Below are 14,457 nucleotides of genomic sequence, written 5' to 3'. Positions count from 1 at the left end.
GGGACGGTGATGTTTTCCGACACACTCTATGAAGTTCACGACCGGCGGTTCCGCGACCTGCTGGTACTCAATGCCGAACTCGAGGAAATCCACTCTGGCTGCATGTGGGCCGAGGGCCCGGTCTGGTGCGGGGACTGGGGTCAGCTCCTCTGGAGCGACATTCCCAACCAGCGCATCCTGCGCTGGAGTCCCGATACCGGATCAGGGGTTTTCCGTACGGGCTCGAATTTCGCCAATGGCAACACGCGGGACCGGCAGGGGCGCATTCTGACCTGCGAGCATGGCACCCGCCGGGTGACGCGCACCGAGCCGGACGGGTCGATCACTGTGTTAGCCGACCAGTACAATGGCGGGCGTCTCAACTCTCCCAACGATCTCGTCGTGCATTCGGACGGCGCGGTTTGGTTCACCGACCCCACCTACGGTATCATCTCGGACTATGAGGGGTACAAGTCCGCGTCCGAGCAGGATCGCCAGCGGGTTTACCGCATTGCGCAGGACGGGACGATCGAGGCGATGGTGGAGGATTTCGCACAGCCCAACGGGCTGGCCTTCTCGCCCAATGAAAGCCGGCTTTATATCGCTGATTCCGGCGCCAGCCATGACGAAAGCGTGCCGCGCCATGTGCGCGTGTTCGACGTGGTGGACGGCAGGCGGCTGTCGGGCGGACGGGTTTTCGCGCAGATCGACAAGGGCGTGCCCGACGGGCTGCGCGTGGACACCGACGGCAGGGTGTGGTGCAGCGCGGCGGACGGCGTGCATTGCTTTGACAGCGACGGCACGCTGCTCGGCAAGATCCGCATTCCCCAGACGGTGGCGAACCTGACCTTTGGCGGGCCGCGGCGGAACAGGCTGTTCATCACCGCGACGCGCTCGGTCTATGCGCTTTATGTCAACGTCAACGGGGCGGCGCGGCCCTAGCAGCCTCCCCCCATCTATAGCGAGGCGGTGATGCCGCCATCCACAAAGAGGGTGTGGCCGTTCACGAAACTTGAAGCATCCGACGAGAGGAAGATGCACGCGCCTACCAGTTCGTCGACCTGCCCCCAACGGCCCGCCGGGGTGCGCTTTTCCAGCCAGGCGTTGAATTCGGGATCGGCGATCAGCGCGGCATTGAGCGGGGTTTCGAAATAGCCCGGGGCGATGGCGTTGCACTGCATGCCGTGGCGCGCCCAGTCGGTGGCCATGCCCTTGGTGAGGTTGGAGATGGCGCCCTTGCTGGCCACATAGGGCGCGATGCCGGGCCGCGCGAGGGCCGACTGCACCGAGGCGATGTTGATGATCTTGCCGCGCCCGCGGTCGATCATGTGCCTGGCCACGGCCTGGCCGACATAAAAGGCGCTGTGCAGATTGGTGCGGATGAGGGTGTCGAACATCTCGACGGGGAATTCCTCGAGCGGCGCACGGTGCTGCATGCCCGCATTGTTGACCAGAATATCGATGGGCCCGGTCTCGGCCTCGAAGGCGTCGATGGCCGTCCGGATCGCCGCGTGGTCGGTAGCGTCGAACACCAGCTCGTGGACGACTGCCCCCGCCTCGCGCAACTCGCGGGCCGCGAGCGCGAGCTTGTCGGCAGTGCGTCCGTTGACGACAACCTCGGCGCCCGCGCGGGCGAGGCCCGCGGCCAGCGCCTTGCCGATGCCCTGGGACGAGCCGGTTATGAGCGCGCGGCGGCCGGAGAGATCGAAAAGGTCCGTGCTCATGGCTTGCCCTTCCCCTTGGTTGCGGCGCGTTTGTCGAGCCAGAGATAATAGCCCGCGTGATCGATGTCGGCGCCCTCGTGATTGTCCACGAAGTCGGTGAAGGCGTCGGTGACCGTCTCTGCCAGCGGCAGGTCGGCGCCCGCTTCGCGCGCGGCGCTCATGACATTCCTCAGGTCCTTGAGCTGGGCCGATGACTTGCCGCCGGGGACGAAATTGCCCTCCACCATGCGCTGGCCGTGCAGATCGAGGATCCGGCTGTCGGCAAAGCCGCCGCGCAAGGCATTGCGCAGGGTGCCGATATCGCAGCCGCATTCCCGCGCGAGGTGGAACGCCTCGGCCACCGCGCCCACTGTGGTGGCGACGATGAGCTGGTTGGCGAGCTTGGCGACCTGGCCGGTGCCAACGGGCCCCATATGGCTGGGCCGGCCCATGGCCTCGAACACCGGGCGCATGGCCTCGGCATCCTCTGCCTCACCGCCCACAAAGATCGAAAGCGTGGCCTGCTCGGCGCCGACGGTGCCGCCCGAGACCGGGGCATCGAGATAGCGCAGGCCCCTGGCGCGCGCCATGCCCGCCATCTCGATATCGGACGCCGGTTCTACCGACGCCATGTCGATGATGGTGGCGCCGGACGCCAGCGCCTCGAGAACGCCGCCCTCCTCGAGCACCGCGCGGTTGGCGGTCGCGTCGAACATCATCATCACCACAACATCGGCGCCCGCTGCCGCTTGCGCCGGGCTTGCGGCGACCGAGGCGACATCGGCCAGCGCCTGGGCCTTGTCGGCAGACCGGTTCCACACCTTGACGTCGAACCGACCGGCGAGGTTGCGCGCCATGGGCGCCCCCATCAGGCCCGTACCAAGAAAAGCAATCTTCATCCCAGGTCTCTCCCATTGTTCTTGTTGTCCTGCTTAGCAGACTGGGCCGGAAACCGGAACGGCGCGGGAAGAATCGTTTGCTGGCGAGCGGTGCCTTGTCGCGCTAAGATGGCGGAACTGGCAGAGAAACCGGGGGAACGCAGGCGTTGAGGATATTGCAAACCATGTCCGTCTCTGCGCTGGCGATTGCGGCTCCGGGCGCGAGCCTTGCCATGGACCATTCTCTGCGGCTGGGCACGGTGGTGCAGTCGGGCGTTTTCGGGGTCAGCCACGATGCCTCGGACTATGACCCGCAGTACGGCGACCCCACGAGCGTCCTCGATTTCGCACCCGTCCAGAGCATGGCGCTCGAGCTCGGGCTTTCAGGGGTCTGGGGTGCGGGGAGCTGGTACGATCTGACCGCGCGCGCAGGGATCCTCAGCGGTGGGCAGTTCCGGGACAGCGACTATTATTCCGGGCAGGTGACGTTCTCGGACACGCTGAGCGATGTGGCCCTGGAGGGCAGTTTTTCGCTGGCGCTGCGAGGCGCGGATGGAGGCTGGGGGAGCTGGGCCGTGGGCAGTTTCCAGGCCAGCCCCTACGTTGTGGGAAGCCTTGGATACCGGCAGTTCGACGCGGTCGGCCTCGACTGTTCGGTGGGCTGCACCCAGCCCGATTTTTCGGTGTTCGACGACGTGGTCGTCATCACGCAGGATGTCTTTGACGTGCAGGCAGGGCCCGGGATCCGGCTGGTCCAGCAGATCGACGCCGACCAGCGGGTCGAGATCCATGGCGAGGTGATGGCCGGATATCGACATGTGGCCGACAGCCATCATTTCCGCAACGATCTGGGCCCCACGCCCAACATCCTTTTCGACTTCGCGGTGGCGAGCGCATCGATCGACGTGGCCTATATGCGGCAGATCAGCGAAGGGGCCGAAATCAGCCTGGGGGCCTTTGCCGATGGCGGGCTCGGATACGGACAGGCGACCTTCTGGGCGCAGTCCGACGAGCCGGTATCGGGCCTTCCGGCGTTGAACTGGCAGGGCAACGCCGGACTGCGGTTGGGGCTGGGCGTCGCCTTTTAGGTCAGCGAACGGTATCGACCGCCCGAGGCAGCTTTTCATTGCGTTCGTGGGCGAAGGTGGCCGGGGCGAGGGGATCGCGGCCGCGGATCATGTCGCTGGCCTTTTCGCCGACCATGATCGTCGGAGCGTTGGTGTTGCAACTGGGCACCCGGGGCATAACCGAGCTGTCACAGACGCGCAGGCCTTCCAGCCCGTGGACCTTGAGATCGAGCCCGACCACAGCATCCGGGCCGGTGCCCATGCGGCAGGTGCCGACCGGGTGGTGGTCGGTCTTGGCGTTGGCGCAGGCGTAGTCGAAAAGCTCCTCGTCGGTCTGGAGGGACGGTCCGGGCAGCCGCTCGGCCAGCACATAGGGCTTGAGGGCGTTCTGGGCCATGATCTCGCGCGCCAGCCGCAGGCCCTCGATGGACATCTGGCGGTCGTGGGGATCGGAGAAATAGTTGGGATCGATGAGCGGGGCTGCGGCAGGGTCGGACGAGCCCAGGCGCACCGTGCCCCGCGACCGTGGGTGGAGATAGGCGGAATTGAGCGTGACCCCGGCGTTCTTGAGGCGCTCCACGCCTGCCTCGATGCCCGAGCCGAGCCCGAGATGGAACTGGATATCGGGCGAGCGGGCCCCGGGATCGGCATACCAGAAGCCGCCGGTTTCAAAGAGGCTGGACGCGACCGGACCACTCCGGAAAAGCAAGTATTGAAGGCCCGCCCAGACGGTGCGGTGGAGCCTGGCGACGTTGTCGTAGGTGTGGTCGCCGGTGCACTCGCAGATGACGAAGAGATCGAGGTGGTCCGAGAGGTTCTCGCCCACCCCTTTGAGCTCGTGCCGGACGTCGATGCCGACGGCGCGCAGATGGTGTGCTGGTCCGATACCAGACTGCAACAAAAGTTTCGGCGATCCGATGGCGCCCGAGGTGACCAGAACCTCTCGGTCGGCGCGGATGATTTCGGTGCCGTTCCGGGTCGCGATCTCGACGCCGACGGCGCGTTTCCCCTCGAGAACCACCCGCAGGACTGTTGCGCCTTTGCGAACAGTGAGATTGGCGCGGTCGGCGATGGGCGCGAGATAGGCCATGGACGCCGAGGAGCGACGGCGGTCGCGCTGGGTGAGCTGGTAGAACCCGAGCCCGCCCTGCTGGCGGCCGTTGAAATCGTGATTGTAGGGGATGCCGAGCTCCTGGCCCGCGCGAATATAGGCGTCGCAGATCGGCAGGGCCGAGACGGGCATCGAGACCCCGAGCGGGCCGCCGTAGGAATGGTAATCGTCGGCAAAGCGCTGATTGTCCTCGGCCCTTTTGAAATAGGGAAGCACGGAGCGGTAGTCCCAGCCCGTGCCGCCCTCCTGGTTTGCCCAGAGATCATAATCGAGCGCGTTGCCGCGCGTATAAAGCTGGGCGTTTATGGTGGAGCCGCCGCCCAGGACCTTGGCCTGGGTATAGCGCAGGACGCGGTCCTTCATGTGCTTTTGGGGCACGGTCGACCAGCCCCAGCTCGCCACGCCCTTGGTCATTTTCGCAAACCCGGCGGGCATGTGAAACAGCGGGTGGCCGTCTCCGCCGCCCGCTTCGAGCAGGAGGACGCTTGTGTCGGGGTCCTCGGTCAGGCGGTTGGCGAGCACGCAGCCGGCAGGCCCGGCGCCGGTGATGATGTAGTCATAAGTCATTGGAATGCTTTTCTCCCGGGCCGGCAATAATCAGAGCCGGCCTATGCTGAGCCCGCCATCGGCATTGATGACCGAGCCCGTGGCGAAGGCGAACCGACCGCTGGCCAGATCGGCAACGATCGTCCCGATGTCCTCGGGCTCGCCCCAGCGGCGCATGGGCACGAGGCCGTCGGCAATCAGGGTGTCGTAGCGATCCGCTACGCCGGCGGTCATGCCCGTGCGGATGATGCCGGGCCGGACCTCGAAGACGGCAATGGCTTCGTCGGCAAGGCGCAGGGCGAGGCCTTTCGAGAAGCTCGCGAGGGCGGCCTTGGACATGCAATACTCCAGCCGCTCCGGCGAACTCAGGGTGGCCGAGACCGAGCCGATGGTGACGATGGTACGCGGGCCCGGGGCCCGATTGGCGAGCATTTCGCGAACAATGGCCTGGGTGAAGAACACGGTGCCGCGCAAATTGGTATCGAGCACCGCGTCGAAGCTTTCGACCGTGAGATCGAGCAGATCGCCACGCTTCACGGCGCCCCGTCCAGCGTTGTTGATAAGGCATGATATCGGTGTTGATCGGGCCCTGATCGCGTCCAGTACAGCCTCGTGGGAGGACTGATCGGAGAGGTCGAAGGGCACGAATGCCACATTTGCCCCCTCCCCTGCCACATTTGCCAGAGCGTGGGCGGCTTCGGCCTCCGATCCGAGGTCGGCGATGAGCAGATCGTGCCCGGCGCGGGCCAGCGCGGTGGCGATGGCCAGGCCGATGCCGCGCTTCGCCCCGGTGACGATGGCGAGGGGGCGTTCGGCGCTCATGACACACGCTCCGTGGTGGCGATGTGGTCGGCGACCCGCAAGGCCTGGGCGGCGATGGTGAGCGAGGGATTGACCGCCGCGGAGGTGGGTAGAAAGCTTGCGTCCATGACAAAGAGGTTCGGGTGGTCGTGGGCCCGGCACCAGATGTCGAGCGGGGATGTCGCGGGGTCGGACCCCATGCGCACCGTGCCGCATTGGTGCGAAGGGGTGCGCTTGTCGAAGGCCTGGGAGACGACCAGCGGGAAGCCGGCCCGGCGCAGGACAGATTTCAGCCGCGCGACGAGATCGAGATGGGCCTGCCAGTTGGTGCGGGTCCAGTGCAGGACGATGCGCTGGCCATCGAGTGTAACGCGGCTTTCGGGCGAGGGGATATCCTCGCTCATGGCGTAGAAATCGATACCGTGGCGCGAGATCTGGTCGAGCAGCCAGCCGGGCGCCGAGGGCATGGAGGATTTCAGGATCGGTCCGGAGACCCGGCCCAGAAGCTGGACATTGCCCAGCGGGGGACCGCCCTCCCCGTCCGAGAGGTAGAAATCGTTGAACCCGAAGGTCTTCTGGTAGACGGAATCATTGGTGTACCAGGGTGCGGTGGCGATGACGGCACTGGCGTTGTGGTTCATGAAATTGCGCCCGACCTGTCCCGAGCGGTTGGCAAGGCCATCGGGGTTGGCGTTGTCGGCGGAGGCCAGAAGCAAGGCTGCGGATTTGACCGCGCCCGCCGAGAGTACCACGAGCGCCGGGCGGACGACCTTGTCTTCCCCGTTCTGGCGATAGTGAACCGCGGCGATGGCCTTGCCGTCGGGCGCGGTCTCGAGCCGGGTGACGCGGGCGCCGGTCTCGAGTCGGACATTGTCGTGGGCGAGCGCTTTGGAAAGCGCGGCGGTCTCGGCGTCCATCTTGCCGTCATTGGACGAGGGATGGGCGTCCCACGGGGTCTGGCCGCCCGCAAGCCAGGCGTCGATATCGACCCCCAGCGGCAGGCTGTAGGGATGGAGCCCGAGCTCCGAGAGGCGGGCCCGCACCCGGGCGATGGCCGGCTCATCGGGCACGGGGGGATGGGCGTAGACGCCCGAATGGGACGGCTCGGTGGGATCCTCGCCCAGCATGCCGCGCACCGCGTAAAGCTGTTCGGCGCGGGTGTACCAGGGCTCGAGCGTCTCGTAGGGGAACGGCCAGGCCGGGGAGACGCCTTCCCGATGGACGATCTCGCCGAAATCCTCGGCACGGTAACGGGCGAGAACCGCGCCGTAGAATTTGGAATTGCCCCCGACATAGTAGTAATTGCCCGGGCTGAAGCCCTTGCCGGTGCTGTCGTACCAGAGCTCGCTGGAGTGGAAATGGCGGCGCTGGAAGATCGCCACCTGATCGCGATTGGCGGGCGATGCCGACAGGTGCCCACCGGCCTCCAGGATGAGGATCGAGGCCCCGCCCGGCGCAATGCCGGACGCCAGGGTCGCGCCCCCGATGCCCGAGCCGATGATGACGATATCGGGGGACGACGCCATGGCGCTCAGACGATCCGGGTCTGGGTCTTGGGATCGAAGAAGACCGCCTTGTCGAGGTTGAACGACAGGCGGGCCGTGGTGCCCGGATCGATGCTGGCATCGGCGCGCAGGCGCGCGACCACTTCCTTGCCGCCCAGCCGGGTGACCGCGAAAGTGTCGGACCCTGCGGGCTCGACCACGTCGATCAGGCAGTCTCCCTCCACCAGCATGCGGGCGTTGCGGTCCCCGCCATCGGGATCGGTGAGCGCTTCGGGGCGGATACCGAAGATGACCTGCTTGCCGTGATGGGCGGCGAGCGCATCGGAATGGGCCGCATAATTGAGCACCAGCGGTTCGCCCCCGGGCCGATCGAGCACGATGGAATGCCCGGTCTCGGCCTGCTCGATCCGGGCATCGAGCAGGTTCATGGCCGGCGAGCCCATGAAATCGGCGACAAAGAGATTGGCGGGATTGTTGTAGATTTCGGAGGGCGAGCCGAACTGCTGGAGCACGCCATCCTTGAGCACGGCGATCTTTGTGGCGAGCGTCATGGCCTCGATCTGGTCGTGGGTGACGTACACGATGGTGGTGCCCAGACGCTGGTGCAGGCGCTTGATCTCGGTGCGCATGTCGACGCGAAGCTTGGCATCAAGGTTCGAGAGCGGTTCGTCAAAGAGGAAGACCTGGGGCTTGCGCACCAGCGCCCGGCCCATGGCAACGCGCTGGCGCTGGCCGCCCGAAAGCTGGCTCGGCTTGCGCTTGAGGAGATGGCCGATCTGGAGCGTGTCGGCGACCTCGGCGATGGCCTTGTCGCGTTCGGGCTTGGGCACCCCCCGCACCTCCATGCCGAAGGCGATGTTTCCGGCCACGGTCATGTTGGGGTAGAGCGCGTAGGACTGGAACACCATGGCGATGTCGCGCTTGGAGGGGTGCAGGCCCTCGACCGAGCGCTCGCGAATCTCGATGGTGCCCGAGGTGATGGGCTCGAGCCCGGCGATGGTGTTGAGCAGGGTGGACTTGCCGCAGCCCGAGGGTCCGACGAGGACGAGAAAGCCCCCCTCCTCGATCTCGAGATTGATGTCCTTGAGCACTTCGACCGAGCCGAACGCCTTGTTGAGGTTCTTGATGGCGAGAAATGACATGGCTTACCCCTTGACCGCGCCCGACATCAGACCGCGCACGAAATAGCGGCCCGAGACGATGTAGACGATCAGCGTTGGAAGGGCGGCCAGAATGGCGCCCGCGAAATGGACGTTGTATTCCCGGACACCGGTCGAGGAACTCACGAGGTTGTTGAGCGCAACGGTCATCGGGGTCGAGGTGAAGCCCGAAAAGGAGGCCCCGAACAGGAAGTCGTTCCAGATGTTGGTGAACTGCCAGATGACCGACACCACGATGATGGGGCCCGATGACGGCAGCATGATCCTGAAGAATATCTGGAAGAACCCCGCCCCGTCGATCTGCGCGGCGCGCACCAGCTCGGTGGGGAACGCCGCGTAATAGTTGCGGAAGTAGAGCGTGGTGAAGCCCAGCCCGTAAACGATGTGGACGAGGATGAGCCCCTGGAGCGTGCCGGCCATGCCCAGCATGCCCAGGACGCGGGCCATGGGGATGAGCACGATCTGGAAGGGAATGAAGCAGGCCAGAAGCAGCATGCCGAAGACGATGTTGTGCCCGCGGAACTGCCATTTGGTCAGCACATAGCCGTTGAAGGCCCCGAGGATCGTCGAGATGGTGACGGCGGGCACCACCATCATGATCGAGTTGAGGAAATAGGGGCGCAGGCCGGTGGCCTCCACACCCACCTGGGCGGAGGACCACGCGGTGAGCCAGGGCGCAATCGTCCACTGCTCGGGCAGCGAGAGCATGCCCCCGCTCTGGATTTCGCTCAAGGGTTTGAGCGAGTTGACGACCATGACGTAGAGCGGCAGCAGGTAGAAGCTCGCAAACAGCAGCAGGGCCGCGTAGATGAGGCCCCGGGTCAGCCGGGAATGGGAAATCGCGACGCCGGAACTCATCGTTTGTCCTCCCCGCGCAGCTCGGCATAGAGGTAGGGGATGATGATGGAGAACACCATGATCATCATGATGATGGCCGAGGATGCGCCGATGCCCATCTGGTTGCGGGTGAATGTGTAGGAATACATGAAGGTCGCCGGCAATTCGGTTGCCTGGCCGGGGCCGCCGCCGGTGAGCGCGATCACAAGGTCATAGGACTTGATCGCGAGGTGGGCGAGCACCACGAAGGCCGAGAGGAACACGGGCCGCATCAGCGGGATGACGATGCGGCGATAGATGGTGAAACTGGACGCACCATCGATCTGGGCGGCCTTTATGATCTCGTTGTCGACCCCGCGCAGGCCAGCCAGGAACATGGCCATGACAAAGCCCGAGGACTGCCAGACCGCAGCAAGAACAACGGTGTAGATCGCAAAGGTGCGATCGTGAATCCAGTTGAACCGGAAGCTTTCCCAGCCCCACAGATGCATGGTGTTTTCCAGCCCCACGCCGGGATCGAGGAACCATTTCCAGGCGGTGCCGGTGACGATGAACGAAAGCGCCATGGGGTAGAGATAGATCGGGCGCAGGATGCCCTCGGCGCGGATCTTCTGGTCGAGCAGGATCGCGAGCCCCAGACCGATCACCGTGCACAGCCCGATATAGAGCGTGCCGAAGATGGCGAGATTCATGACCGCCCGGTTCCAGTGCGGCAGCGACCAGAGGCGGATGTAGTTGTCAAACCCCACCAGCCCGTTGGACGGCAGCATGCGGCTGTCGGTGAACGAGAGGTAAGCCGTGTAGGCGATAAAGCCGTACACAAAGAAAAGGATCAGAAAGAAGCTCGGACTCAAGACCAGCTTGGGCAGGAAGTCCTGTAGGCGGCTGCGCGTATCCATGCCGTGGGTTCCTCAACCATGCAGCGACCACGGCCGGCGAAAACGCTCTCGTCCGGACGGAGGGCGAGCGTGGCCACTGGGGCGTAGTCTGCGGGAGGGACGCCCGGAGGACCGGGCGCCCCGTGCCTGTCGATTACATTGCGAACTCGACGGCGTTGGCGAGTTCCTCGGCGGCTTCCTCGGACGTGTACTCACCGTTGAAGTGGGCGGTGATCACGTCGTACATGGCGTTCTTGACGCCGGCCGGGTTGGCGTGACCATGGGCCATGGAGCCAAGCAGGGTGCCGTTCTCGGAGGCTTCGGCGAGGTCGGCCATGGCCTTCTGGCCGCAGGCGTCGAACTCTTCGTCCGAGATGTCGGTGCGGGCCGGAGCCGAGCCCTTGACCGTGTTGAACGCGACCTGGAACTCAGGGCTCATGATCGAGGAGGCCATGGCGAGCTGGGCCGGGACCTGCTCTTCGGCGACAGAGAACATGGCGAACTGGTCGGCGTTGAACGTCACCGCGCCCTGGGTGCCGGGATAGCGGGCGCACTGGAAGTCCACGCCCGGCTCGAGGCCGGCATTGAGGAATTCACCCTTGGCCCAGTCACCCATGAACTGGACGCCGGCCTCCCCGTTGATGACCATGGCCGAAGCCAGGTTCCAGTCACGGCCCGAGAAGTTGTCGTCCACATAGCCGCGCAGGATTTCCATGCGGTCGAACACGTCGACCATGGTTTCGGACCGCAGCGCCTCGAGATCGAGGTCGATCATGGTCTGCTGGTAGAAATCGGTGCCCATGGACAGGACGACGGCGTCAAAGATGGTGGCATCCTGCCAGTCCTGGCCGCCATGGCCGATCGGGGTGATGCCCTGCTCGCGGAAATTGTCGAGCATGGCGATGAGGTCTTCCCAGGTTTCGGGAATCTCGCCGCCGGCCGCTTCGAGCGCGTCGTTGTTGATCCACATCCAGTTGGTGGAGTGCACATTGACCGGCGCGGCGATCCAGTGATCCTCATAGCGCGAGAAGGCTTGGAGCGCTTCGGGGACGACCTCGTCCCAGCCCTGCTCGCTGGCGATCTCGTCGAGATTGCCCAGCGAACCCTCGCGGGCCCAGTCGAGAATGTCAAAGCCGAGCATCTGGACGGCGGTGGGGGCGTTGCCGCCGGTGACACGGGCGCGCAGCACGGTCATGGCGTCCGAGCCGCCACCGCCGGCGACGGGCATGTCCTGCCAGCCGATGCCCTGGGTCTCGAGGTCGGCGCGCAGCACGTCGAGCGCGGCGGCTTCACCGCCGGACGTCCACCAGTGCAGAACCTCCACCTGACCGTTCTCCTGGGCAAAGCCGGGAGAGGCGATCATCAGCGCGGCGAGCGCCGTGCCTGCAAAAAGCTTATTCATAACAATGGTCCTCCCAATGGATCCATGACGAGACATTCGGTCCCGTCGCTTGCACCGCAGCGGCATGATTGCCGTGCGGAATTCCTCCTCACCCCCCGGGCCTTCCGGGCATTCCGCCAGTGCGGTCCTCCGCCCGATGCGCGGCCCTATTGGGGGGTACGACTATAGTCTAATCCGCCGTGCATTGGCTGCCCAGCGGGTATTGTCGGTGCGCGCTACCATTCCCCCCTGAAATCCGGCGCGCGCTTTCCGGTGAAAGCGGCGACGCCTTCCTTGAGATCAGCGGTGCCCGCAACCAGCATCGAGCCGAGCGCCTCGACAGCCGCTCCTGCATCCTCCCCGGAGGCGGCGGCGATCATGAGCTTGGCGGTTTCGGTGGCGGCAGGGCCGCGCGCGGCGATGGCCTCGGCGTAGGCGATCGCGGCAGAGCGCGCCTCTCCGGGCTCCACGACCTTGTCCACGATCCCCAGCGCCAGCGCCTCCTCGGCGGAAAAGACCTCCCCGCCCAGCGCCATGCGGCGCACGAGTCGGGCGCCGAAGCGCGTGACCAGCCGCTGGGTGCCCGACCAGCCCGGGACCATGCCCAACCCGGTTTCGGGCAGGCCGATCTTGATCCCGGTCTGGGCGATGCGGATATCGGCGGCCGCCGCGATCTCGAGGCCCCCGCCCAGAGCGTGGCCGTTGAGCGCGGCAACCACCGGCATGCGCAGGCCGGCGAGCCGGGAGAGCACACGGTGTCCCATGCGCACCCAGTCGTGGCCAAAGGCGTTGGGCGCCATGGCGGCCCAGGCGGTGATGTCCCCGCCCGCGGAAAACGCCTTGCCCGAGCCGGTGAGGACGAGCGCGCGGGCGGAGCTCGCTTCGGCCGCGTCGCAGGCCTCGGAAAGGGCGCGCAGCATGTCGAGGTCGAAGGCGTTGAGCTTGTCGGGGCGCGCGAAGGTGAGGATCGCGATGTGGCCCTCGAGGGAAAGCCCGATGCGGGGATCAGCCATTGACCACCCTCCGCGGCTTTTGCGGCAGGGAGAGGCCCATGGGCCCGGGCGCAAAGAGCGCCGCGTCCATGGTCTTGAGGTCGTCGGCGACCAGAAGCGGGAACGCGGCCTGATCGAGAATGTGGGTCTGGAGGTCTGCGCCCGGGGCGATCTCGGTGACAATGACGCCGGCGTCGGTCAGCTTCATCACGCAGCGTTCGGTGACATAGGTCACGTCCTGGCCCTGGCGCACGGCGCGGGGACCCGAAAAGGTGACGTGCTCGACCTCCTCGACCAGTTTTTTGAGCTTGCCTTCCTTGTCGATAACGAGCCTTCCGTCCTCGGCACGGACCTTGGCGCCGGCATTGAACAGCCCCGAAAAGACGATTTTGCGGGCCCGCGCGGTGATATCGACGAACCCGCCGGCGCCGGCGGTGACGTGGGGGCGGAAGGAAAGCCTCGAGACGTTGACCGAGCCGTCCCGGCCGATCTCAAGGAACGAGAGCAGCGCGGCGTCGAACCCGGCGCCCTGGAAATAGGTGAACTGGTGGGGCGAGGGCACGAAGGCCTCGGCGTTCGCTGCGCAGCCGAAGGCGAAATCGAGAAGCGGAACGCCACCCACCGGGCCCTGCTCGATGACCCAGGTGACCGCGCCGTGCAGCCCTTCCTCGATCAGGATGCGGGGGACGTTGGCGGAGATGCCAAAGCCCAGATTGACCGCCGAGCCGGCCTCGAGCTCCTGGGCGACGCGGCGGGCAATGACCTTCTGGATGGAAAATTCGGGCAGACGGAAGCTGTCCTCGGGCCGGAAGATTTCCCCGGAGATGGCGGGATCGTACTGGGTCTGGGTGGTCTGCTTCTGGTCGGGGTCGACCACGACATAATCGACCAGGATGCCGGGGATACGCACGTCGTGGGGCTTGAGGGTGCCGGCCCTGGCGACCCTTTTGACCTGGGCGATGACGATGCCGCCATTGTTGCGGGCCGCCAGCGCCTGATCGAAGCCGCCCAGATAGGCGCCTTCATGCTCATAGGTGAGATTGCCGCGCTCATCGGCGGAGGTGGCACGGATGATGGCGACCTTTGGCGCGATGGAGCGGAAATAGAGCCATTGCTCGCCATCGAAGGGGACCTTCTCGACAATGGGCCGGGCGGCGGCGGCGGCGTTCATGGCGCAGCCCTCCCGGTCGGGATCCACGAAGGTTTCCAGCCCCACCTTGGTGAGAACCCCGGGGCGCATGGCGGCGGCTTCCCGGTGCATGTCGAACAGGATGCCCGAGGGCACGTTGTAGGCCGCGACGCGGTTTTCGCCCAGCATGGTCCAGATGGCGGGAGGTTCCGCGCTCGAGGGGCCCGAGGGGTACGACCCCGCGATGATGGTGGAGAGCAGGCCATCGCGCGCGATGTGGTCGATGCCCTTGATCCCGCTCATGTCGCCGGCGGCGATGGGGTGCAGGGTGGTGAGGTCGCGCGGGTGGCCGCTCGTCTCGAAGCGTTCACCGATGGCCCTGAGCATGGCATCGGGACAGCCGAGCCCGCTCGAGGACGAGATGGTGACGACCGCCCCGTCGGGGATCAATTCGGCTGCCTGGGCGAGGGAAATCTGCTTGGTCATGGGT

Annotated in this window: 13 protein-coding genes; 2 read left to right on the top strand and 11 right to left on the bottom strand. The window is 65.8% G+C overall.

From position 1 onward, the window contains the following. The first annotated feature begins 9 nt into the window (after positions 1–9). Positions 10–921: an SMP-30/gluconolactonase/LRE family protein gene (locus EO136_RS16915; RefSeq protein WP_127145567.1), complete on the top strand. Its 912-nt coding sequence runs from the start codon at positions 10–12 to the stop codon at positions 919–921. 14 nt (positions 922–935) lie between these two features. On the opposite strand, the gene EO136_RS16910 is transcribed toward EO136_RS16915, so the two are convergent. Together EO136_RS16910 and EO136_RS16905 are read right to left on the bottom strand one after the other, a co-directional pair. Continuing rightward, complete coding sequence (locus tag EO136_RS16910) at positions 936–1,703, bottom strand: SDR family oxidoreductase (protein WP_127145566.1); 768 nt, start codon at positions 1,701–1,703, stop codon at positions 936–938. Then, positions 1,700–2,581, bottom strand: coding sequence for an NAD(P)-dependent oxidoreductase (locus EO136_RS16905; protein ID WP_127145565.1), 882 nt, complete (start codon positions 2,579–2,581; stop codon positions 1,700–1,702). Before EO136_RS16905 ends, EO136_RS16910 begins: the two co-directional genes overlap by 4 nt. 164 nt (positions 2,582–2,745) lie before the next feature. Here EO136_RS16905 and EO136_RS16900 point away from each other — a divergent pair, with 164 nt between their 5' ends. Further along, on the top strand, positions 2,746–3,648 hold the full coding sequence (locus EO136_RS16900; protein ID WP_127145564.1) for a hypothetical protein: 903 nt from the start codon (positions 2,746–2,748) through the stop codon (positions 3,646–3,648). A 1-nt stretch (position 3,649) separates the two neighbouring features. Here EO136_RS16900 and EO136_RS16895 read toward each other — a convergent pair whose 3' ends face one another. From EO136_RS16895 to EO136_RS16855, 9 genes are all read right to left on the bottom strand, one after another. Next, positions 3,650–5,305: a GMC family oxidoreductase gene (locus tag EO136_RS16895; RefSeq protein WP_127145563.1), complete on the bottom strand. Its 1,656-nt coding sequence runs from the start codon at positions 5,303–5,305 to the stop codon at positions 3,650–3,652. Between the two features lie 30 nt (positions 5,306–5,335). Next, positions 5,336–6,106: a 3-ketoacyl-ACP reductase gene (locus tag EO136_RS16890; RefSeq protein WP_127145562.1), complete on the bottom strand. Its 771-nt coding sequence runs from the start codon at positions 6,104–6,106 to the stop codon at positions 5,336–5,338. Continuing rightward, entirely contained in the window at positions 6,103–7,611 is a 1,509-nt protein-coding gene (locus tag EO136_RS16885; RefSeq protein ID WP_127145561.1) for a GMC oxidoreductase, read from the bottom strand. Before EO136_RS16885 ends, EO136_RS16890 begins: the two co-directional genes overlap by 4 nt. Before the next feature lie 5 nt (positions 7,612–7,616). After that, entirely contained in the window at positions 7,617–8,732 is a 1,116-nt protein-coding gene (locus EO136_RS16880; protein WP_127145560.1) for an ABC transporter ATP-binding protein, read from the bottom strand. A 3-nt stretch (positions 8,733–8,735) separates the two neighbouring features. Then, positions 8,736–9,608 carry a carbohydrate ABC transporter permease gene (locus EO136_RS16875; RefSeq protein ID WP_127145559.1) on the bottom strand — a complete coding sequence of 291 codons (873 nt, stop codon included), beginning with the start codon at positions 9,606–9,608 and terminating at the stop codon, positions 8,736–8,738. After that, on the bottom strand, positions 9,605–10,486 hold the full coding sequence (locus EO136_RS16870) for a carbohydrate ABC transporter permease (protein WP_127145558.1): 882 nt from the start codon (positions 10,484–10,486) through the stop codon (positions 9,605–9,607). The genes EO136_RS16875 and EO136_RS16870 overlap by 4 nt, the downstream gene beginning before the upstream one ends. Before the next feature lie 133 nt (positions 10,487–10,619). Next, positions 10,620–11,867 (bottom strand): ABC transporter substrate-binding protein, encoded by a 1,248-nt coding sequence (locus EO136_RS16865; protein WP_127145557.1) that lies wholly within the window; start codon positions 11,865–11,867, stop codon positions 10,620–10,622. A 215-nt stretch (positions 11,868–12,082) separates the two neighbouring features. Next, positions 12,083–12,859: an enoyl-CoA hydratase/isomerase family protein gene (locus EO136_RS16860; RefSeq protein WP_127145556.1), complete on the bottom strand. Its 777-nt coding sequence runs from the start codon at positions 12,857–12,859 to the stop codon at positions 12,083–12,085. Continuing rightward, the gene (locus EO136_RS16855; protein WP_127145555.1) at positions 12,852–14,453 is read right to left on the bottom strand and encodes an acyl CoA:acetate/3-ketoacid CoA transferase; all 1,602 of its coding nucleotides are present in this window, start codon (positions 14,451–14,453) and stop codon (positions 12,852–12,854) included. The genes EO136_RS16860 and EO136_RS16855 overlap by 8 nt, the downstream gene beginning before the upstream one ends. Between the last annotated feature and the right edge of the window lie 4 nt (positions 14,454–14,457).

The sequence above is a fragment of the Pelagibacterium montanilacus genome (genome assembly GCF_003992665.1).
Taxonomy (GTDB): Bacteria; Pseudomonadota; Alphaproteobacteria; order Rhizobiales; family Devosiaceae; genus Pelagibacterium; species Pelagibacterium montanilacus.
This window is presented reverse-complemented; position numbering and strand designations above follow the sequence as displayed.